This is a genomic window from uncultured Chloroflexus sp. (assembly GCF_937951745.1).
Taxonomy (GTDB): Bacteria; Chloroflexota; Chloroflexia; order Chloroflexales; family Chloroflexaceae; genus Chloroflexus.
The window spans coordinates 1-21290 of sequence record NZ_CALFBQ010000049.1 but is presented as its reverse complement, the minus strand read 5'-3'; the positions used below and the strand labels follow the sequence as shown (position 1 = coordinate 21290).

Sequence of the window (21290 nt, the reverse complement as noted above, 5' to 3'; positions counted from 1 at the left end):
TCCATTCACAACCTCACGCAGCGAGTGGTCGCGCTGCGGGGCGTCTTCAGTTATAAAGGTCAGGTAGAGAGCGATGAAGGCTCACGCCGCGTGGATAGGGTTGGTGTGTCATGCTGAACGCATCACAGGTTCTAGTGATCCGTTGCGGTGCGCGGCAGCTCCGCGACTGCCTGCGATCTAGGTGGTGAAGGATATTCGGCAGCCCAAGCATCTTCGGGCAAAGGGCGCGGTAGCTCAGATACCGCCTATGATCTAAGTGACGTGGGATATTCGGGATTTTTAGGGCCGCGTGTCGTCGTTATTCGATGATCAAGGCCGATACCGTAGGGTTCGCCGGTACGTAGCGCACCGGAACGGTAGCGGCACGTTGAAAAACGGTCACCAATGATGGATCAATCAATTGTGCTTGCCGCAACCGTACTTCTGTACCGTCAGGCTGGCTGGTGACCAATTCCCACGCGATCACTCCCGGCTCGCCCTCAAAGGCGTTTTCGATCCAGCAATCGATCATGGGGGCGTCGGTGATGGCGGTTGCGGCCCGTAGTTGGCGGTGAAAGCTGTACCGGCGCCAGCCGGCAATGAGGCAAGCTGCGCCAATGCCAATCGTCATCAGGTTGATCGCGATGCTGGCCGGAATAGGAGCGAGGTGCGGTTGCAGCCAGATCAACGCCGCGATTGCGCCAACAATGAGACTGGCGCCAAGCGCGATCAGACCTGTGCCGCGGTCGAGCCGGCGCAACGCTTGTTGGGCGAGGTGAAATTGTTCGTGGCGTGAGATGATGGTGCGGCGGGGATGGGAGACAATCATAAAAGTGTTGGTGGTGACGGTTTGTTACGACGTTTCTCATATTGTATCGCGCACGCATTACCGTTAACATACCGTGCCCGCCACAAATCTGACGGGCACGGTGGCGACGCTAAAACAATCCAACGATATTCCCTTCTACATCAATATCAATCTGGTGGGCTGCCGGATGCGCGCCCAAGCCCGGCATGGTCACCGTCGTGCCGGCAATGGGTAAGATGAAACCGGCCCCGGCGCTGATTCGCACTTCGCGGATGGGGAAGGTGAAGCCTGCCGGCGCGCCGCGTAATTTTGGGTCGTGGCTGAGACTGAGATGGGTTTTGGCCATGCAGATTGGTAAGTCGCCGAAACCAGCGGTCGCAAAAGCGTCTAGTTGCGCGGCAGCGGTCTCGCTCAGCTCGATACTGGCAGCGCCGTAGACGCGGTGGGCGATCACTGCAATCTTCTCGGCCAACGGCATCTCCAGCGGATAGAGAAATTTCGGTTCGCGTGGGCCGGGCCGTTCGGCCACCTGCGCCACCAGCCGGGCCAGTTCGACGCCGCCGGCTCCACCTTCGGCGTAGACGTTGCTCACCGCCATGCCGGCAGCGCCGGCGGCAGCGGCAATCTGGGCCACGGCTTCGATCTCTGCTGGGGTGTCTTCGGGGTAGGCATTGAGGGCCACAATCACCGGTACCCCAAACTGGGCAATGTTGGTGATCTGGCGGCGCAAGTTGGCCCCGCCGGCCAATACGTCGTCGGGATTTTCTTGCAGCAACGCTTCCGGCAGTGGCTTGCCCGCCACAATCTCATATTTGCCGCTGTGCGCTTTGAGAGCACGGATGGTCGCTACTACGATTGCTGCATCGGGCCAGAGACCGCTTGCGCGACATTTGAGATGGAAGAACTTTTCGGCCCCGATGTCAGCGCCAAACCCGGCTTCAGTGACAACATACTCGGTGCAGCGCAGCGCAACCAGATCGGCCAGAATCGAGGAGTTACCCTGCGCGATGTTAGCAAACGGGCCGGCGTGGATCAGTGCCGGGGTGTTCTCGATGGTTTGCATCAGGTTGGGCTTGAGCGCCTCACGCATCAACACGGTCGCTGCGCCAGCGCCTTTAACATCTTCGGCAGTGACAGGTGTGCCGTCGCGGCGAAAGGCAACTACCATACGTCCGATCCGAGTGCGCAGATCACGCAGCGCCGCTTTAGCACCGGCACCGTTGACCATCGCCAAGATTGCCATCAGCTCACTGGCAACGCTAATGTCAAAACCGGTCTGGCGCGGAAAGCCGTTCTGCTTGCCGCCTAACCCGATCATGATCTGCCGTAAGAAGCGGTCATTCACATCAACGACTCGCCTGATCTCGATCCGGTCGGAATCGATGTCGAGCGGGTTGCCGTGGTACCAACTGTTATCCACGAGCGCTGCCAGTTGGTTGTGGGCTTGTGAGACGGCGTGAATGTCGCCGTTAAGGTGCAAAATGCTTTCGGCCAGCGGCACGATCTGGCTGTAGCCGCCACCGGCGCCGCCGCCTTTGATGCCAAATACGGGCCCTAGCGACGATTGGCGCAGAGTCACGGCGGCTCGCTTGCCGATCCGGTTGAGTGCCATCGCTAGCCCGATTGAGGTGGTGGTTTTGCCTTCGCCAAGCGGAGTTGGAGTAATGGCACTGACCAGAATGTAACGGCCGCGCGGGCGATCAGCATAGTCATCGAGAAAGGCGAGATCAATCTTGCCGCGGTAGCGGCCATACGGTTCGAGATACTCCGTGGGCAAACCGAGCCGTTCGGCAATAACGCCGATCGGTTCGAGCCGGGCTTCGGCAGCGATTTGGAGACTGGTTTTCATAAGGTTATTCCTCGTCGTATCCGCAAAAACGGAGCGCAGTGAGGGCAAAGACGCGGGTTGCAGCTTGCAAATCGGCAATGGTGACCGATTCGTTGGGCCGGTGCGCGTCGCGCACATCACCCGGCCCGTACAAGACGGTGGGGATGCCGGCGACATTCACCAGTAGCCGCATATCGGCGCCGTAGGTCATACCTTCGAAGACGGGCGGCGCGCCGCGCACGGCCTGATCGCAGCCCGCCAAGGTCTGCACAATCGGCGCGTCGAGCGGGGTGCTGGCCGGATCAAACCGTCCGCCCCACCATTCCAGCGTTGGCGGATGATCGCGCAGCCACGGGTCTTGAGTAGCAGCAGCGGCAATCGTCTGCTCAAGTTCGGCGCGAGCGGCGGCGGGGTCTTCACCGATCCCAATCCCGTAGCGGCCTTCAGCCACGAGCTGTTCGGCTTCGGATGAAGCCCACTCGCCGGCCCGCACGATCCCAATGCAGATCGCATTGGGGGTACGGTAGCGGGCAAACAGACCGCTAGGGTCGGCGGCCCGCAGCCGTTCGTTGCGGCGGCGTTCGAGGTCGAGGAGGGCTTGGTGGAGCGGCGCAAACTTCTCGATCGCGCTTACCCCCTCTTCGCGCACGCAGCCGTGGGCCGCCGCGCCATAGACGGTCAGGCGGAAGTTGTGCGCGCCGGCTTGGGCCGGCGCGACTTTGAGTTCGGTTGGTTCGGCGACGATCGCGGCATCGGCGGTATGGCCGCGCATAATGGCTGCCAAGGTGCCCAAGCCGCCGTCTTCTTCGCCGATCACACTCTGGATCAACAACCGTCCGCGTAGGCGTACCCCAGCGGCGGCAATCGCGCGCGCGGCAAAGATGGCGCAGCACAAGCCGCCTTTCATATCTAGCGTGCCGCGCCCATAGACTCGCCCATCGATGATGGTCGCTTGCCACGGGTCGCTGCCCCAGCGGCGATGATCGCCGGCTGGCACCACATCAACATGCCCGTTAAAGATCAGGCTGCGCCCACCGCGGTCATCGCCAAGCGTCCCCACCACCCCCAATGCCTGCTCGCGCGGCACTTCCCAACTACAGGCGGGGTGCGCGTACAACTGCGGCAAATCGATCTCCCAGCGATCGACGGCCATCCCTTGTCTGGCCAGCAGCGCAGCGACGTATTCCTGCGCTTCGTTTTCGGCGGCAGTACCGTCAAGGCTAGGGATGCCGACCAGCGCGGTCAGCGCCTCTAGCAAGCCAGCGTCGTCGATGGCAGCGAGCACTCGTTGCTCGGTTGGATGAAGGTCGCGCATACTAGTTTGTTTATCCTCCCCACGTCAAACGCAGAACGCGCAGCCAATTCTCGTAAGCCAGCTTGCGCAGTTCGGCTGGCGTAAACCCGGCCTCGGCCAGCGCCTGCAAGAGGCGGGGCAGACCGCCCACATCGCCGATGGCTGCCGGCATCAGTGCGCCATCAAAGTCAGAGCCGAAACCGACGTGATCAATGCCCAATCGTTCGACCAAATACTGGATATGCTGCACCATCACCGCCAGCGGCATATTGGCATCGCGCTGCCCGTCGGGGCGTAAGAAGGTGACGGCGAAGTTCAGCCCGACCATCCCACCCGATTCGCGGATCGCCGCGAGCTGCTGGTTGGTCAGATTGCGGCTGCTCGGGCAGATCGCATGCGCGTTGGAGTGGGTCGCCACGAGCGGCGCGTCGCTCAGGCGGGCCACATCCCAAAAGCCGGCTTCGTTGAGGTGCGAAAGATCGATCATGATGCGCAGTCGGTTGCACGCTTTCACCAACGCCTTGCCAGCCTCGGTTAGGCCGGGGCCAATATCGGGCGAGGCGGGAAAGGCGAACGGCACGCCGTAGCCAAAGATATTAGGCCGGCTCCAGACCGGGCCAAGCGAGCGTAGGCCAGCTTGGTAGAGCACCTCAAGCTCATCGAGATCGGGGCCGATCGCCTCAGCGCCTTCGATGTGAAAGATGGCAGCAATGACATTGTTGGCGAGACAATCGGCAATCTCGCCAGCCGTGCGGCAGACGCGCAACTGGCCTTGCGATTCGGCTTCGACGCGAAACAAACGCGCCGCCATCGCTAAGGTCGTGCGCAGGGCATAACCGTGATCGAGCGCCGGCGGCAACGGCAGGTGGTAGGGTGGTTCGGGCAGTGGTGTAGCCTGCGGTTTGGGAGCAGGCGGCGGCGGCACGTAGATTGCAAAGAACCCGCCGCCAAACCCGCCGGCGCGGGCGCGGGGCAGATCAAGATGGCCGTGCGGGCTGGCAGTAAAGAAGTCACGCTCTTTACCCGGTTCAGGCCGATACAGGTCGAGCACCACATCGTTGTGCCCGTCAAAGACTGGTGGCCACACAGAGGTTGTCATCATGTTTTCCTTGATGTTTCCTCATCTCGCTTACAGAGAGAAAGAGTTGGGGAACAGACGTCAATGCGCCTCGTGAGTCATTGCGGGGGGATGAGGTCAGCCAGCGGAGCTAGTTGACCCGCCCCCGCAGCGATCTCCCGCGATCGCGGGAGGGATCGGTCGCTACAGCCGCACCGTCGGTGGAGTGGGAGCAATCTCCCGCGACCGCAGGAGGGACATCTTTTACGCATCGTGTGTTCCCCACCGGTTAGGGTGCGCCGCCGGTGGGCAGCGAAGCCCCCCGCTTTTGCACGCAAGCGTCCAGCGTTCGTTCGCGCCTGCGCGGGAGATTGCTACGAGAGCTTCGCCCCCTTCAATGACGAGATTTCACCTACTCCAACCACCCCCGAATCTGATCAGCAGCGCGCCAGCCCTCTTCGATGGCTAGATGCACTCGACCCTGCCCGGCTACCATATCACCCGCCACAACAATCCGATCCATTGTCGTCAACGGGGTAGCGGTGTCTGGCAAAGCGTAGCGCCAGCGTTGTACATTGATCCACAGCGGCGCACCTAAGTCGCCGGCGAGAACCCGGATCGCCGCCAACGCCTCGTTGATTGGCGGCGGTAACGGATCGGCGGGGGCGAAGGTCCCTTTCTGCAACGTGTCCCAGTGGGTGGTTGCCCACCCGTCGCTCATCTGCGCGATCAATAAGCCGACCTCATCTGGAGCCCGGCCCGGCTTATCGTGTTCGCAAGCCAGCCAACTGATTGGGTGTTGGCGATCGATATTGACCAGCGCATACCAAGGCACGTTAGGGCGGTGGGGGAAGGCGGCAGTGATACTGATCGAGCGGCGGTATTGGACGGAATGGAGCGCTGCGATCAGGGCGGCACTCGCCGGCGCGAGATCGCCGGCGGCGAGGATCGCAGCACTCTGCGGGGCGGGTCCAGTGAGCAGCACGGCGTCAAAGCGGCCCAGATCGCTTCCATCAGCAGCAGTGAGACGGTAGCGGTCGCCGGTGGCATACATGCTCGCAACGGTGGTCTCTAGCCGCACATCGAGGCCGTTGGCGAGATACTTAGCCAAGCGCGTGATACCGGCGGGCCACGTCCACTTTTGCTCATTTCCATACGCAAGATCGCCGGGGCCGATCTGGTTGGCGGCGGTAAACGTCCATACCGGGCGCTGGATTTGCACCGCATCGCCGGTGGCGGCAATGAGGTCTTGCAGAGCAGCCGAAGGCGCTTTCACATATTGCGCGCCGTGGTCGAAACAACAATCGCCAATGCGGCGGGTGGCGGCGCGCCCGCCCACACCACGACTCTTTTCAAACACCACCGTGGCGATGCCAGCGGCTTGCAGTGCGCAAGCGGCGGCCAACCCGGCCATCCCAGCACCAACAACAGCAACCGTTTTCATCAACCAGCCTCATTCTTCGAGCAGGGCTTGCAAATCGGCCCGATCATCGTCATCATACGGGCCAACTACCGCCAGCCACTGTTGCTGATCTCCCAACAAGCGGTGCGCAGCGCGCTGCAAGTCGGCAAGGGTGAGCGCATCTATCTCGGCCACGATCTGCTCAACTGGTTGCACTGTCTGGTGGCGAAGCAAGCTGGCGGCGTTACGTGACGCTACCGACCATGTGTCTTCCAACGAGAGCAGCAAACTGCCTTTCAGTTGCTCTTTCACCGTTGCCAGTTCTTGCGTCGTCGGGCCGTACTCGGCCAAATCGCGTACAATCTGGCGCGTCATCGCCACCGCATCGCGTAAGGCCTCCGGTTCCACCCCGGCGTAGATCACCCACATGCCGGTATCGGCAAACTCGTTATGGTACGAGCCGATATTGTAACTGAGACCGTGCTCTTCGCGGATGGTCTGGAACAGGCGCGACGACATACCGCCGCCGAGCAGGGCATCAAGCGCCTGCACTGCTCGCCGGTCGGGGTCGTGGTATGAGACGCCGGGCAGACCAAGACAGACATTGCCCTGCTCAATATCGCGTGGCAAGAGGCTCAGCCGTTGTTCTCGCGGCAACGCCGGCGCCGCAACTGCGACGGGACGCTGGCCGGTAGGCAGATCAGCAAAGGCGCGCTCGATTGCAGGGATCGCTTGGTCGGCGCTGATCTTGCCGGCGACCGACACCACCAGATTGCCGGCATGGTAGCCTCGCCGGAAAAAGTGCAACAGCTCGGTGCGCGATATGGCGCTCACGGTGGCAATGTTGCCAGCGATGTCACGCCCAAATGGGTGATCGCCCCACATCGTCTGCTGCAACAACACATGTACGACTTCGGTGGGGTTGTCTTGAATCCCGCGAATCTCTTCGATAATCACCCGCCGCTCTTTTTCCAATTCAGTTGCGTCAAACAGCGGGCGTTGCAGCATCTCGCTTAACACGTGCAATGCGCGATCGAAATGGATCGCAGCAACTTTAGCGTAGAAGACGGTCGTTTCATAACCGGTTGAGGCGTTAAGATAGCCACCGACCCCCTCAATCGCCAGCGAAATAGCATGGGCTGTCGGGTACGCGCCGGCGCCTTTAAAGAGCATATGCTCGATAAAATGAGCAGCGCCGGCCACTTCTGCCGGCTCATAGCGAGCGCCAATATCAATGAAACAACCGATCGCCACCGAATGGGTGTGCGGCAACTCTTCGATCAAGATGCGAATTCCATTGCGGGTTGTGTGTAAGTATGGCATCGTATGATTCTAAGGTGCTAGACAACGGAAACAACTACAGTTCGCGCCGCCAGAACTCTAAGCGCGAGGCCGGCTGGCCATGCGATGCTGGAATGTCCATCCGTTCGATCACATAACTGCGCGCGCCGTCAGGGAACATCTGTCGGATGCGTAGCCGTTGCCGTCCGGCTCGCGGGTCAGGCAGCAGTTCAATCGAGGTTGGCGCTGCGCGTTCGATCATGCGCAGCAGATGGGCGTAGGTCTTGCCGACTAACTCACGGGGATGGCGGCCAATGATTTGATTGGCGAAGACGGTATTAGCAGCAGCGAGCCGTTCGCTCTCGTCGAGCAAGGCCACGCCTTCGGGGAGACTATCAAACACGACCCGCAACAAATCACGTGAGCGTTGCAGTTGATTCGTGCGTTCGGCAATCAGCTCTTCGAGGAGCTGTGTCTGTTCGCGTAAGCGGGCGACGAGTTGTAACGTGGCGCAGACCGTCGCGGTCTGGCGGGCAAACAATTCCAACAGGTTCCAATCAAGGCCGGATGAAGTGGCTTGCGGGCCGACATAACCGAGCGCCAACCCGCCGATCGATGCGCCGTCGTGGATCAAAGGCAGGGCAATGCAGGTCAGCTCGTCGGTGAGCGCCATCGTCACCACGCTCTGGCTATCAGCCGTCAATTGGGCTGCGCCGCCAGCAGCGGCGACCGGCGCTTCAAGCGAGAGGTTGGTAGGTGCGATCCAAGCCGGTTGGCTCTGGGGCGAGGGGCGCACGAAGAGCAAGCCCCAACGAGCAGCAAAGGTTTCGGTCGCGATGGTATGGCACTGCGCCGCCACATCGCCCAAGGTATGGCTGGCCGTAAACGTCTGGCCGAAGTTGAGCAAGGTCAAAATATGTTGTTGGCGGAGGCGACTTTGCTGATGGAGCCGCGCCGCGCCAATGGCGACGCCGAGCTGGGTGGCCACGCTCTCGATCAAGATCAGATCACTGCTACTAAAGGCGTGAGTGGCGAGCCGATAGACGATCAGCACCCCGATCGTTGCCGTTGATTGCCGGATCGGCGTCGCGATCAGACTGCCGCCGGCCTGCAATTCGCGGAGCTGGAAGCGACGAATATCGTTGGCGAGATCGAGCAAGACCACACTGCTGCCGTGGCGCAAGGCCCAACCGGCACTGCCCTGCGTGATCAGTTCGGCGGCCCGTTCAGGCGGCAACAGCCGTGGCGCGCCAAGCGCCGCCGTCAGCGCATAGGCCGGTTGCTGATCGGGGCCAAGCAGCACGACAGTCGCTTCATCGGCGGGTAGATTGATCGTGACCGACTGTAACGCCTGCTGCGCTAGCGCCATCGGTTCGAGGTCGTCGCGAAACTCGATCCCTAGCCGCGCCAACAACGATGTTTGCCGGATCAGTTCCTCAGCTATCGCGTGGACGGCCAAAGGCGGGCCGGCGGGGTGCAACTGGCGGCGCAGTTGGGCGTTGGCGCTGCGCAACTCGCGCACGTGCGCCACCAGTTCGGCGACAGTCAGAGCAGCAAGATCTTCGGTGTCCGGCATAGTCATTCCCGGCAGTATTGCGGCGATCAAGGATCTAGTATACCACGATACTAGCCAGAGATGCCGCCGGACGATGGTTAGCGGATATTCGCCACTTCAACCCCGTTTTGCGCCATGTGGTGCAAGAACAAGACGTGGTGCAAATCGCCGTCGTGGGCATAGATGCCAAGCTCGCGTGCCACTGTCACCGGGGTGTCGAAGGTGTCAACCGCGTTGGCGGCTACAATGACCCGCCGTTTGAGATTGAAAGCGTTGGCTTCGAGCCGCAGATGCATTGCGGCGGTGTAGACGCATAGATCGGTGCAATCGCCAACCAGCACAAAGGTGTCGAGCTGTGGATGCTCGGCCAGCCATGCGCCGAAGCGGGTGCCAAGGTGCGAGCTGAGCGAGTTCTTTTCAATTACCACAATCTGATTGGCAAATGGCAACTCAGCCAGCTCGCGAATCGTCTGGCTTTCGGCAGTGCCGGCTACACAGTGCGGCGGGTAGGCGGCGAACTCTGGCGTCGCCGGATCGTGGGTGTCTTGGGTTAACACAAAAGCGCGCACCCCTAGCTCGTAGGCGCGGTTGAACAGCATGACCACTGGCTCGACTAGCGCGCCGACTCGTGGCCCGGCCAGCGGCCCCTCTTTGCAGAAGCCGTTGATCATGTCGATCGAACAGAGTGCAACCCGTTCCGGCGCATCGCCAATGATCGTCGCGAGATCAACTTCCGGCAAGGTGTTATACCACTGCTCGAGATAGGTCAGAAATGGTGCGCTGCGCGTAGCCAAATCGTGGATTGCGGGCATCACTGGCCTCCTTTCTTTGGTGTAAAACTGACACTATTTTACCACGAACTGGCGTGTGCGTCAAGCGAAGATCGGCTGGGCAGCCTGTGCTTCATCGCAATCATGGGCTGACGGGATGGTGTATCACAGCAATCGTCCGTCTGGCAATCTTGAGCGAGCCGCTGATGTTCTAACGCTATGCTATTTGTTTTCTACCTTGATACAAGTCAAATAACCTATCCTGATGATGTATTGGCGAGTTGTCTGATAATAAAGTGATAACGCTCCAATGCGGCAGATTCTTCACCAATTCCAATGAAGTTTCAAGTATAATGGGATTGGCTCTTACTGTGCGCAAAATCAGATCGACAGCGCCGCGGTATGGGTTTGGCAGCCGAGAGATGGTACGCTGATTCAGCTTAGGCGAGGAGGAATAGACATGGTGCGCGAACGCTATATTCGCCAGATCAGCGCCTTGCGTGAAGATCTGCTGCGAATGTTCAGTATGGTCGAGCAGCAATTGTTACGCGCTATTCATTGCCTTGAAACATGGGATACCGTTGCTGCGGCGCAGATTATTCACGATGATCAGCAGATCGATGAAGCGTGGCGGACATTGGAAGAGAGTGTGATCCACGTATTGGCTACCCAGCAGCCGGTAGTGGCGTCTGACCTGCGTTTGACCAGCGTGGTGACAGCAATTGCCGGCGAGTTGGAGCGGATTGGCGATTATGCCAACAGCATTGCCAAGCGGGTGCGGCGCGCGTCGCGCCGTGTAGCTTTTGTCGCGCCGCCGCCCCAGATTCACGAGATGGCCCAACTGGCGTTGCAGATGGTTAATACCAGCCTCGAAGCGTTTTTGCGCCAAGATGCCGAATTGGCTCGTTCACTGACCACTCACGATGAGCGAGTGGATGAGCTAGAAGATGCCTTGCGCGCCCTGATCATCGCCGATGCCCGTCAAGACCCTGACCGGTTTGAAGCGGCGATCGATCTGCTGGATATGGTGCATGCCCTCGAGCGCACTGCCGATCGCGCCACCAATATCGGCGAACGGGTGATCTATTTGGTGACAAGTAGCCAGACGACGCTGAACTAGGCCTATCCGCTGCGGCTGGCAGGGATACATCATGATACGTCCTACCGGTACAAACCTTGTGCTGCTCCCGCCATCGTTCCGTGCTAGCCATCTCTCCGCCTGGCGAGTGTCTCGGCTCTATGCGCGCTTACCACTTATTATGATATAGTATACGTTGTGAAACGACTCAGCGCCGGCGCTGTTGCTAGAGGCTGCCGGCGCTTGTTTATGGGATATTTTAGCTAGGAACGCGCTGCGGTGTTCCCTTTCTAGAAGATCTGACGAGGCGGATGTGACGCGACCAACCTATCTCCAAGCTCTAGCCGAACGGGTGTTGATCTACGACGGCGCAATGGGTACCTCGATCGATACCTTTGATCTGACCGCCGAGGATTACGGCGGCGAGGCAACCTTTGGCTGTCGCGATTATCTGGTAATCACCCGTCCCGATGTGATTGAAGCGATTCATACCTCATTTCTCGAGGCCGGTTGCGATGTGATCGAGACCAATACCTTTCAAAGCACTCGCCTCCGTCTTGCCGAATGGGGATTGGGTGATCGCACGATTGAGATCAACCGTGCCGCCGCAGCGCTAGCGCGCCGGGTCGCTGATCGCTTCGCCGAACGTGATGGCCGCCCGCGCTACGTCGCCGGTTCGATGGGGCCGACCGGCAAGCTGCCCTCGTCAGATGATCCTGAGCTGAGCAATATTACCTTTGCCGAGTTGTCAGACATGTTTCGCGAGCAAGCGATTGGCTTGATCGAGGGTGGCGTTGATCTGTTGTTGGTTGAGACGAGTGTTGACATTCTTGAAGTCAAGGCTGCGCTCGACGGCATCCGCCGGGCTAAGCTCGATCTCAACCGGCCCGATATTGCGGTGCAGGCGCAGGTCTTTCTCGATCTGTCTGGGCGTATGCTACTGGGTACCGATGTGCCCGCGCTGATCGCCACCCTCGAAGCGATGCCGGTTGATGTGATCGGTCTCAATTGTGGCACCGGCCCCGAACATATGCGGGCGGCGATCGAGTATCTGACTGCCCATTCGCGTAAGCCGATTTCGTGCATCCCCAACGCCGGCTTGCCGCTTGAGGTGGAGGGACGCACAGTTTATCCGATGGAGCCGGAGCCGTTTGCCGAGACGCTAAGCGAGTTTGTGCTCGATTACGGTGTCTCGGTCGTTGGCGGCTGTTGTGGTACCCGCCCCGCTCATATTGCCCGTTTGCGCCAGATCTTGGGTGATGTGCCTCGACCCAAACCGCGGCAGGTGGAATATATTCCCAGCGTCAGTTCAGGCATTCGCGCCGCGGCGCTGCGCCAAGATGCTACCCTCACTATGATCGGCGAGCGGTTGAATACGCTCGGTTCGCGGAAGGTGAAGCGGCTGCTGCTGCGCGACAACTACGATGGCGCGCTTGAAGTGGCCCGCGAGCAGGTCGAGAGCGGCGCGCATATGCTCGATGTCTGTGTGGCGATGACCGAGCGCACTGACGAAAAAGAGCAGATGACGCGCCTGATCAAAAAGCTGACCCTCAATATCGAGTTGCCATTAGTGATTGATACAACTGAAGCTGATGTGCTTGAGGCGGCGTTGTCAATCTATCCCGGTCGCGCTCTGATCAATTCGGTCTCGCTTGAGGGTGGACGAGGCGCGAAGATTGATAAGGTGTTGCCGTTGGCGGCGCGCTACGGTGCAGCAGTGATTGCAATGACCATCGACGAGGAGGGCATGGCTCACACTGCCGAGCACAAAGTAGCCATCGCCGAGCGGATCGCCCAAATTGCCCGCGATGAGTATGGTTTGCCCGCCGAAGCGCTCGTCTTCGATGTGTTGACCTTCCCGATTACGACCGGTCAAGAAGAGCTGCGCCGCTCGGCGATCGAGACGCTCGAAGGAATTCGGCTCGTCAAACAACGAATTCCCGGCTGTTTTACCACGCTTGGCGTGAGCAATCTCAGCTTTGGTGTGGCCCCGCATGCCCGCGCTGCGCTCAATTCGGTCTTCCTCTACCACGCTGTGGCCGCCGGTCTTGATACCGCGATTATTAACCCGGCCCACGTGACTCCTTATGCTGAAATCGATCCTGAACAACGCGAGCTGTGCGAAGACCTGATCTTTGCCCGTCGCGAAGATGCGCTGGCCCGCTTTATCGCCTATTTTGAACAGCATGCTGCCAGCAGCGACAACGAGCGCGAAGACCCCACTGCCGGTATGACGGTCGATCAGCGGTTGCATTGGAAAATTCTGCACCGCAAGAAAGAGGGGATCGAGGACGATATTGATCAAGCAGTTGATGAGCGCTTGCAAGCGCTTGGCTTGCACCTCAGCGATCCGGCGGCGGCGGCGCGTGATGAACAGGGTGCGTCGCCACAGGGTCGGGCGGCGATTGAGGTGCTGAATAACGTGCTGTTGCCGGCGATGAAAGAGGTTGGCGATCTGTTTGGCGCCGGCCAACTGATCTTGCCCTTTGTTTTGCAGAGCGCCGAAGCGATGAAGAAGGCGGTCGCCCGGCTCGAAAACTACCTTGACCGCATTGAAGGTTCGAGCAAGGCGAAGGTGGTGCTGGCAACGGTGTACGGCGATGTGCATGATATCGGTAAGAATCTGGTCAATACCATCCTCTCCAACAACGGCTACACCGTCTACGATCTCGGTAAGCAGGTACCGATTAATACCATCATTGAGAAGGCGCTGGAAGTGCAAGCCGATGCGATCGGTCTCTCGGCGCTGCTGGTCAGTACAAGCAAGCAGATGCCGCTCTGTGTGCAAGAGTTGTATCGGCGCGGACTCAATATTCCGGTGCTGGTCGGCGGTGCCGCGATCAATCGCCAATACGGCCAGCGCATCACCTTTGTCGATGAGGAAGAACCGTACCCCGCCGGCGTCTTTTACTGCAAAGATGCCTTTGAGGGGCTAGAGACCATGGATCGGCTGAGCGATCCGGCTATCCGCGAGCAGTTTATCGAGCAGACGATCCGCGAAGCGGCGAATGTGCTGCATCGGCGCGTAACCGGGCGGGTGGCCTTGGATGAACTCGGTGTAGCGTCGCAGGCCACTGCTGCCGGTGTGCGTTCGGCGGTGCGCACCGATGTGCCGGTGCCGGTGCCGCCTTTCTGGGGATGGCGGGCTACTAGCCGTATCCGCTTGAGCGATGTCCTCGAATGTCTTGATCGCAACAGTCTCTACCGGCTGCAATGGGGGGCCAAGAATGCCAAAGGCGCTGAGTGGGAGCAACTGCGGGCCGAGTTTGATCAGAAGGTGCGCCAATTGCTGGCTGAGGCTGAGCGTGACGGCTGGTTGCAGCCGAAAGTGATCTACGGCTACTTTCCGGTGCAGAGCGATGGTCTAGAATTGATCGTCTATGATCCGGCTAACCGCTCGCGCGAACTCACTCGCTTTGTCTTCCCGCGCCAGCCGGCCCGCGAGCGCCTCTGCATTAGTGACTACTTCCGCAGCGTCGAAAGCGGTGAATATGATGTCGCCGCGTTCCAGATTGTTACGATGGGTAGCGCGGTTGATGAACTGGTTGATGAATTGCAACGGCGCGGCGACTACAGCCGCAGCTACTACATTCACGGCCTCGGCGTCAGTTTAGCCGAGGCGCTGGCCGAATACACTAACCGTATCATCCGGCAAGGGCTGGGCCTCGATGAACGGCGGGGTAAGCGGTATTCGTGGGGCTACCCCGCCTGCCCCGATCTCGCCGAACATGCCAAGCTCTGGCAGATTTTGCCCGGTGAAGAGATTGGGGTTACGTTAACCGAAGCCTTCCAACTCGTGCCTGAACAAAGTACCGCCGCGATCGTGGTGCATCATCCCGAAGCAAAGTATTTCAGCATCGGCAGCACCATCGAACGCGCCGAAACCGATACCCAATCCACACCGTAGGGGCCTAGTATGCTGTGCCCTTAACCATTTCGTACACCGCAGCAATCCAACCGTAGGGGCCCAGCAGGCTGTGCCCCTATGGTATCCCCAATGTGACAATCTATTCACTTTGCTCGCCCATTTTAGTCCTATCTACATATATAGCCCAAAAGTCATGTAGATCATCTCCAGCCAATCATCTACCCTGCGAAATGAATGAAATTTCATCTCAGCACCGTTACACAAGGGTAGAAAATGAACAATCTATCATCTCCGGTGCACTGGCTGATCCTCCTCGGCCTCCTTCTCTTCTGGACAGCAACACCGGTTCGTGCTGCCGGTGTAGTTGGCAACGGCACGCCGGCGAGTTGCACCGAAGCTGCACTCCGCGCCGCTGTTGCCAATGGCGGACGGGTCACCTTCAACTGTGGTCCTCAACCCGTGACGATTACCCTCTCGAGTCAATTGGAAGTGCGCCAGAATACTGAGATCGACGGCGGTGGCCCGCAGCAGGGCGGGCGGGTGACGCTGAGCGGTGGCGGACGCACCCGCATTATTTGGCTCTACGACACGACTCTGACTATCCGTAATCTTACGTTGGTTGACGGGCGAAGCGTCGAAGGTGGCGCAATCCGTTCCGCCGGCCTCAACGCGCAGGTCTTCATCTACAACAGTATTTTCCGCAACAACGATAGCACGGCTGGAACTGATGAAGAAGGCGGCGGGGCTATCTCGATGCATTTTGGTAAGCTTCACATCGAAGACAGCCTTTTTGAGAACAACCGCGGCATCAATGGCGGAGCCATCTACAATCTGCGCTGTCCGATCACCGTATTGCGTTCGACCTTCCGTAACAACGATAGTTCACGTGGCGGTGTGGTGGCCAATTTCGGGTTTGGCGGTGCGATCTACAACGATGGCGCTGGCCAATCAGGTGTTGGCGGCCAGATTGTGATCCGTGATAGCATTTTTATCGGCAACAAGGCGCGTAATTTTGGCGGTGCGGTCTATTCGTACCTGTACCATCCCGACCGTTCTGAAATCGAGCGCAGCTTCTTCGCCGATAATGTCGTTTACCTTAGCAGTAACAATCGAGCCAGCGGCGGCGCGTTGATGCATCACAATGGCCCTCTTACGCTGCGCGACTCGACGTTTGTTAATAACCGTTCTGAAGATAACGGTGGTGCGATTCTGATCGCGCAGACGACCTTCTATGCCGGCTGGAATCGCTCCATCCTCGCTAATCTCACCGTAGTGGGCAATCGCGCTGATGCGCCAACCGCCGATCAAGGCAACGGCGGCGGTCTCTATTTTAACGGTGGGCAAGCGACCCTAATTAATGTCACTGTTGCGCACAACTACGCCGACCGGCTCGGCGGCGGTATCTACAATACGTCCAGTAATAGCGCTGACGTCGAGTTGCGCAATGTGATTATCGCCAGTAATCAACTCGGTAGCTCCCACGACTCAATGCAGTGTTTCGGTACGTTTCGCGGCAGCCGTAACCTGCAAAGTCCTGAAGGTCGCACCTGCATAAGCGGTATCACTAAGACAGATCCACGGCTTGAAACCGCCGTAGCGTACCATGGTGGCTCGTTACCGACCCTTGCCCTTCTCGCTGGTAGTCCGGCGATTGACGCGGGCGCTGATTGCCCGCCGCTCGATCAACGGGGTGCAGCGCGGGTGGGCGCGTGCGATCTCGGTGCGTTTGAGTATGGTGGCTCTGCGCCGGCTGGCCAGCTTGATCCACCCACGCTGATCGGACTGGCCAGCCATAACGGCGGGCCGTTGGTGCAGTTGTCGTTCGCTCCGGTGGCCGGTGCAGTGCGGTACGAAGTTGAAGCGCGACGCGACGATGGCGCAACATGGGTGCTCCCAGTTACCGATAACCGCATCCTGCTCGATCAGGGCCGTTATACCATTCGTCTCCGTGCTTGTAGCGAAATCGTATGCAGCGCGTTTGGCAATGGCCTAAGCGTGGAGGTGACACAAGCACCGGTCAAACTATTCGTTCCCTTCGTCAGACGGTAAGAGATGTAAGTCGGCAAAGTCAACCACCTGATTGCGCCCACTGTGTTTGGCTGCGTAGAGTGCTGTGTCGGCGTGTTGAATGATCAGATGCGCATTTTGGTCATTTGACTCACACACCACGAATCCGATCGAGATGGTGACCGGCCCAAGTAGTCGACCGGCAAAGGAGATCTGCCGCCGCTGCACCGTCTCTCGGAGAAGTTGCAAGCGCGTTTGGGCAGTTGCGCGATTGACACCCGGCAGAATCAAAACAAACTCTTCGCCGCCATAGCGACAAGCGAGATCACTCTGGCGCAAATGCTCGCGAAAGATAATTGCTAGTTCGCGCAAGAGGGTATCGCCGGCGTCGTGGCCATACTGGTCGTTGAATTGCTTGAAGTGGTCAATATCAATCATCGCCACCGCGAGCGGCGTTTGCTCGCGCTGCGCGCGGTGAAGTTCGCGCGGCAGGCTTGACTCAAGATAGCGCCGGTTGTATAGGCCAGTTAATGAATCAATGATTGCCTGTTCGCGCAATGTCGCCCGTAACTCCAGATTAGAGAGCGCCAACTTCAGCGTGTCGCCGGTCATCACGATCAACTCGCTGCGCGGTAATTCAGTGCCGGCAATGTGGAGCAGGCCGTAGATTTCTCCCTGCACGACGAGCGGGACGCAACACGTGCAATCGTCAGGATCTGCACGGATATGAGCGCAGCGCATACCTTCACCAGCGCAGGTACGGTGGATCAAGCCACGCCGCAAGGCCCAGCATTGGTCAATGCTCATCGAAGTTGGGGCAGTTGTAGTGGCGCTCCAAGCGGCCAATAGGTTCAGATTGGCCGTCCCCGGTTGCCGCACCATCAGATAGCCGCTCTGGCGTGGGAAGATCCGTTGCAAGCTGAAGGCAATGACTTCGGCAGCCTCATTGGTGGTTTGGCAGACTTGCAAGAGGTCGTGCAATTCGTTAACCATCAGGATCTCGGCGGCTTGCCGGCGCGCTTCAATCATGGCTTCCTCAAGCCGCTGATTGGTTTTCATCAACAGCATCTCAAAATGGCGTCGCTCGCTGATGTCGCGGTTGACAGCGACAATACCGGTTGGTGTGCCTTGCTCATCACGGATGAACACCACGATCGAGTGAATGGGGATGTACTTGCCATCGCGGCGCCGTTGCTCAACTTCGCCCTCCCAGTGGCCAGTTTCGCGTAAGATGGCGGATGCTTCATCGCTTGTCGTATCGCTGAAACGAGTCTCGAAGAAGGTTTCCAGCCGCTTGCCGATCACCTCTTCCTCTGTCCAACCGTAGATCTGTTCAGCGCCGCGATTCCAACTCACGACGACATAGTTGAGATCGGTGGCAATAACTGCATCAGCGATCTGATCCAACAATTCGGCCTGCTGGCGAATGCGATGATTAAGCTGATAATGGTGGTGAATATCGCGCCAAACAGCCACAAAACCGTCATTGAGCTTGCCGGCATGCACCTCGACATAGCGTTGTTCACCAGACGGCTTGGGGATGGTAGTTGTCCGGCGCACTGGCACGCCGGTCTCGATCAACCGGCGTAAATCGGCGAAGGTGCCATCATTCAGGTAATGCGGAAAGAGATCAAGCAACCGTTGGTTCAGTAATTGCTCGCGGCGGTACCCGGTTACGCTACACATCGTTGCGTTAACCGCCGTGATCCGCGCATCGACGATCTGACCACGCAGATTGCGCACTGCTTCGTAGATGCCCAATGGGTCGGGAATTGCTGCGACGGCGGCTTTGAGTACGCTGTCGTCAGTAGATGCAGGCGGCGTTGTCGTTATAACCACGGCCAAGGTGCCAAGCTTCGGGTGCTGGAACGGTTGTACATAATAGCTGTCGGCGCCGATTGTAACCGTATACGCCTCGCCATTGAACGCGCGTTGGTATGCGTCTTGCCAGTGTGCTCTGCGTTCAGCCGCCGACTCAGGGGGAAGTGCTGATGCGCCTAGGTGAAGTGAGGATGCAATGCCTGCTGGTGGGCGAGAGCGGAAGGTGGCATTGGCGTATACGAGTTGATAATTGCGATCAACAGCCCAGATGCAAAGAGGTATCTGATCGAAAATGGCTTTCAGGGCAGCATCGTCACATCCTAGCCAGTGCGACTCTGGCAAATCTGATGATGTTGTTGCGGGTGCCATCGCACTTCTCCCGATCGATGATCGGTTTTTCTGTAGTATAGCCTATGATCTTCGCAAAAAACGAGAGATATGGTTGCCTTTTGATAAGCATGGGGTTACGCTTTATTGGTAGTAGGTGTCTTGTTGATCGGGCAACAGTCAGGTTAAGAAGCAATTTTTGGCTTTTCAGCCAGTCCGCTTTGCTCATCTCGATCTTGCCACGCGACCACTTGCGCTTCGTTCGCTACTCCTTGCCATACTGCCGGTATGCGTAGTCGGATCAATACCATACCGCCAAGGATCACGGCTTCAACAATGCTGCTTATAACCGTGGCTATCGGTACCGCAAGGACGCCGACAGTAGGCCAGAGTGGTATTGCCACTGTAATGCGGCTTGCGAGTTGGGCAAGGTTGGCTACCAAAGGGGTGCGCGCATCACCGAGTGCTATCAACGCTCGTCCGGTGACTTCGACCATGACGTACACCGGCAGCCCGATTGCGAAGATCAGCAGAATGGCAAAGGTGAGATCACCGGCGGCGCTGTCAAATGCACCCCGCTCAAACAGAATCTGGATGAGCCAGCGTCCGCCGAATGCCAACGCTAGCCCACTGAGGGTGGCGAGCATAATGGCGGCGCCGGTTGCCCAGAGCCAGCGCTGCTTAAAGAGGGAACGATCGCGCGCAATTGCTGCAGCGGCGAGGTATGGGTACGCTGCTTGACCAATGGCTGTGCCACAAAGTCGCTGGGGAAGATGCCCCAACAAGAGCGCATTATGCATAGCGCCAAGTCCGGCTGCTTGTGCGCCTAGACTGGCAATCGCTGTGTCAACGATCGCGTTGCTGTAGTTAATCGTTCCTGAGATTGCACCCGGAATTGCCAGCCGCAGTGTTCCGCGCACGAGCGGATCGCGTAGCCGCCATGCCGGTCGCAGCCGTAGGCGGTGATGTAATAATCCCGGCACGAGTAGCAAGAGCTGAATAACCGAGTCGCCGAGTGAGCCAATCGCTGTAGTTACGATGCTCGCCTGCGGCCAGAGGAGCGTGAGAATAATAACCGTATTCCGCAGTGCAATGCCGAGCGCCGGCAGAAAAAACTGGCCACGGGCAATCAACACCGCGCTGAGGACTCCATACGCCACTTGGAGCACAATCTCGGCGATCAGGATGCGGGTGAGCAGAGTCGCCAACGCTTGTGTTGCCGGATCAAGCCCCGGCGCAATGAGCCAACGGAGCAGTGCTGGGGCAGTGATGCCGAAGACAAGGGTGAATGGTACAGCCACTGTCATCACGATCGTCAAGAGCCGGCTGATTAGTGTAGAAACGGCGCTGCTGTGCTGCCGCATCGCGATTAGCACATACGGCACTAACGCATTGGTCAGCGCACCACCGGCAATCAGCGTACTTACCGTCTCGGCGAGACGCAACGCGGCGTAGAGGGCCGCTGCTTCTTCGCCAATCCCGAAGCGGGCATTAAACAGTATTTGCCGGATGACCCCAAATGCCGCTGAGATAAGAAATGCCGTCATGAAGAGGAGAGAACCTTCACTGGTTGTGAATGAGACGGTTGACCACGCGTGGGGTGGGGTATGGAAGAGACGGTGAAAGAGCATAGCGTTCAGTTTTGTGATGCGGTGAGTTCTTGAGTCTGAGCGTGGTCGGCACGCTTCGAGTGGTACACTCGCTATAGATTATAATTCACCTCATAGCGATTGCCGAGCAGAGCAGTATTGCTGTTCATCATGCATACGTCCTGCCATTCGATTGTAAGGAATTAGCTTACGCATTCCTCGCGCTGAAGGTCACGTTATGAGTGTTTATCGCCGTGCTCGTAACCTTATGTCTCAACAACTATTGTCTTTTCTCTTGTGTTGTCTTGTCTTGCCTCCTGTTCTTGTCACCCTCTTCACAAATGAACTTCATTATCGATTTCCCTTTGATCTCCCTCCTGATGTGTCGGTTTATGGTATTGGGCCGGTTGAGAGTGGAGAGAAGGGTTTATTTCGTTGGTTTGCCGCTCGCTCTCGTATTCGTCTGCAAGCGCTGAGCGATGTCAATCATCTTTTATTCTTTGAAGTCCATGGTGGTGGTATTGAGGATCGTCAACTAGATATATCTGTCAATAACGTACACATTGCGCAAAAAAGCTTGCGGCCCGGCTGGAATAGGATGTTCCTCTTGATACCCGCAATGTTTC

The 21290-nt window shown here is 58.5% G+C and carries 14 protein-coding genes; 4 read left to right on the top strand and 10 right to left on the bottom strand.

The window, feature by feature from the left end; all coding sequences use genetic code 11:
• Positions 1-298: 298 nt before the first annotated feature.
• The 8 genes from Q1A59_RS12320 to Q1A59_RS12285 all read right to left on the bottom strand — a co-directional run bounded on the left by Q1A59_RS12320 (position 299) and on the right by Q1A59_RS12285 (position 10016).
• Positions 299-808, bottom strand: a complete 510-nt coding sequence (locus Q1A59_RS12320; protein ID WP_298483224.1) for a hypothetical protein — start codon at positions 806-808, stop codon at positions 299-301.
• A 109-nt stretch (positions 809-917) separates the two neighbouring features.
• A complete protein-coding gene (locus Q1A59_RS12315; protein ID WP_298403685.1) occupies positions 918-2636 on the bottom strand; it encodes a formate--tetrahydrofolate ligase in 1719 nt (572 codons plus the stop codon).
• A 4-nt stretch (positions 2637-2640) separates the two neighbouring features.
• Entirely contained in the window at positions 2641-3930 is a 1290-nt protein-coding gene (locus tag Q1A59_RS12310) for an ArgE/DapE family deacylase (protein ID WP_298403683.1), read from the bottom strand.
• A gap of 10 nt (positions 3931-3940) precedes the next feature.
• A complete protein-coding gene (locus Q1A59_RS12305) occupies positions 3941-5008 on the bottom strand; it encodes a dipeptidase (protein ID WP_366144849.1) in 1068 nt (355 codons plus the stop codon).
• 370 nt (positions 5009-5378) lie between these two features.
• Positions 5379-6410 carry an NAD(P)/FAD-dependent oxidoreductase gene (locus Q1A59_RS12300; protein ID WP_298403677.1) on the bottom strand — a complete coding sequence of 344 codons (1032 nt, stop codon included), beginning with the start codon at positions 6408-6410 and terminating at the stop codon, positions 5379-5381.
• 9 nt (positions 6411-6419) lie between these two features.
• The gene (locus tag Q1A59_RS12295) at positions 6420-7691 is read right to left on the bottom strand and encodes a pitrilysin family protein (RefSeq protein ID WP_298403675.1); all 1272 of its coding nucleotides are present in this window, start codon (positions 7689-7691) and stop codon (positions 6420-6422) included.
• 34 nt (positions 7692-7725) lie between these two features.
• A complete protein-coding gene (locus Q1A59_RS12290; protein ID WP_298403672.1) occupies positions 7726-9225 on the bottom strand; it encodes a GAF domain-containing protein in 1500 nt (499 codons plus the stop codon).
• Positions 9226-9302: 77 nt separating this feature from the next.
• Positions 9303-10016, bottom strand: coding sequence for a cysteine hydrolase family protein (locus Q1A59_RS12285; protein WP_298403669.1), 714 nt, complete (start codon positions 10014-10016; stop codon positions 9303-9305).
• Positions 10017-10434: 418 nt separating this feature from the next.
• On the opposite strand from Q1A59_RS12285, the gene phoU reads away from it, so the two are divergent.
• From phoU to Q1A59_RS12270, 3 genes are all read left to right on the top strand, one after another.
• On the top strand, positions 10435-11094 hold the full coding sequence (phoU, locus tag Q1A59_RS12280; protein ID WP_298403666.1) for a phosphate signaling complex protein PhoU: 660 nt from the start codon (positions 10435-10437) through the stop codon (positions 11092-11094).
• A gap of 271 nt (positions 11095-11365) precedes the next feature.
• Positions 11366-14959, top strand: coding sequence for a methionine synthase (gene metH / locus Q1A59_RS12275; protein WP_299645072.1), 3594 nt, complete (start codon positions 11366-11368; stop codon positions 14957-14959).
• Positions 14960-15193: 234 nt separating this feature from the next.
• A complete protein-coding gene (locus tag Q1A59_RS12270; protein ID WP_298403660.1) occupies positions 15194-16969 on the top strand; it encodes a choice-of-anchor Q domain-containing protein in 1776 nt (591 codons plus the stop codon).
• Here Q1A59_RS12270 and Q1A59_RS12265 read toward each other — a convergent pair.
• Positions 16943-19117 (bottom strand): diguanylate cyclase, encoded by a 2175-nt coding sequence (locus tag Q1A59_RS12265; protein ID WP_299645071.1) that lies wholly within the window; start codon positions 19115-19117, stop codon positions 16943-16945. The genes Q1A59_RS12270 and Q1A59_RS12265 overlap by 27 nt on opposite strands.
• Positions 19118-19260: 143 nt before the next feature.
• Positions 19261-20622, bottom strand: a complete 1362-nt coding sequence (gene murJ, locus Q1A59_RS12260) for a murein biosynthesis integral membrane protein MurJ (RefSeq protein ID WP_298483222.1) — start codon at positions 20620-20622, stop codon at positions 19261-19263.
• Between the two features lie 280 nt (positions 20623-20902).
• On the opposite strand from murJ, the gene Q1A59_RS12255 reads away from it, so the two are divergent.
• Positions 20903-21290, top strand: a 388-nt coding sequence (locus Q1A59_RS12255) for a hypothetical protein (RefSeq protein ID WP_299645070.1), incomplete at its 3' end; no start/stop codon positions are given.

Excerpts from the sequence above, each read along its gene's own strand:
- Q1A59_RS12290 (WP_298403672.1), bottom strand. The coding sequence starts at position 9,225 with ATGCCGGACACCGAAGATCTTGCTGCTCTGACTGTCGCCGAACTGGTG.
- Q1A59_RS12285 (WP_298403669.1), bottom strand. The coding sequence starts at position 10,016 with ATGCCCGCAATCCACGATTTGGCTACGCGCAGCGCACCATTTCTGACC.
- Q1A59_RS12320 (WP_298483224.1), bottom strand. The coding sequence starts at position 808 with ATGATTGTCTCCCATCCCCGCCGCACCATCATCTCACGCCACGAACAA.
- phoU (WP_298403666.1), top strand. The coding sequence starts at position 10,435 with ATGGTGCGCGAACGCTATATTCGCCAGATCAGCGCCTTGCGTGAAGAT.
- Q1A59_RS12300 (WP_298403677.1), bottom strand. The coding sequence starts at position 6,410 with ATGAAAACGGTTGCTGTTGTTGGTGCTGGGATGGCCGGGTTGGCCGCC.
- Q1A59_RS12315 (WP_298403685.1), bottom strand. The coding sequence starts at position 2,636 with ATGAAAACCAGTCTCCAAATCGCTGCCGAAGCCCGGCTCGAACCGATC.
- Q1A59_RS12310 (WP_298403683.1), bottom strand. The coding sequence starts at position 3,930 with ATGCGCGACCTTCATCCAACCGAGCAACGAGTGCTCGCTGCCATCGAC.
- Q1A59_RS12265 (WP_299645071.1), bottom strand. The coding sequence starts at position 19,117 with ATGGCACCCGCAACAACATCATCAGATTTGCCAGAGTCGCACTGGCTA.
- Q1A59_RS12270 (WP_298403660.1), top strand. The coding sequence starts at position 15,194 with ATGAACAATCTATCATCTCCGGTGCACTGGCTGATCCTCCTCGGCCTC.
- Q1A59_RS12305 (WP_366144849.1), bottom strand. The coding sequence starts at position 5,008 with ATGACAACCTCTGTGTGGCCACCAGTCTTTGACGGGCACAACGATGTG.
- murJ (WP_298483222.1), bottom strand. The coding sequence starts at position 20,622 with ATGACGGCATTTCTTATCTCAGCGGCATTTGGGGTCATCCGGCAAATA.
- Q1A59_RS12295 (WP_298403675.1), bottom strand. The coding sequence starts at position 7,691 with ATGCCATACTTACACACAACCCGCAATGGAATTCGCATCTTGATCGAA.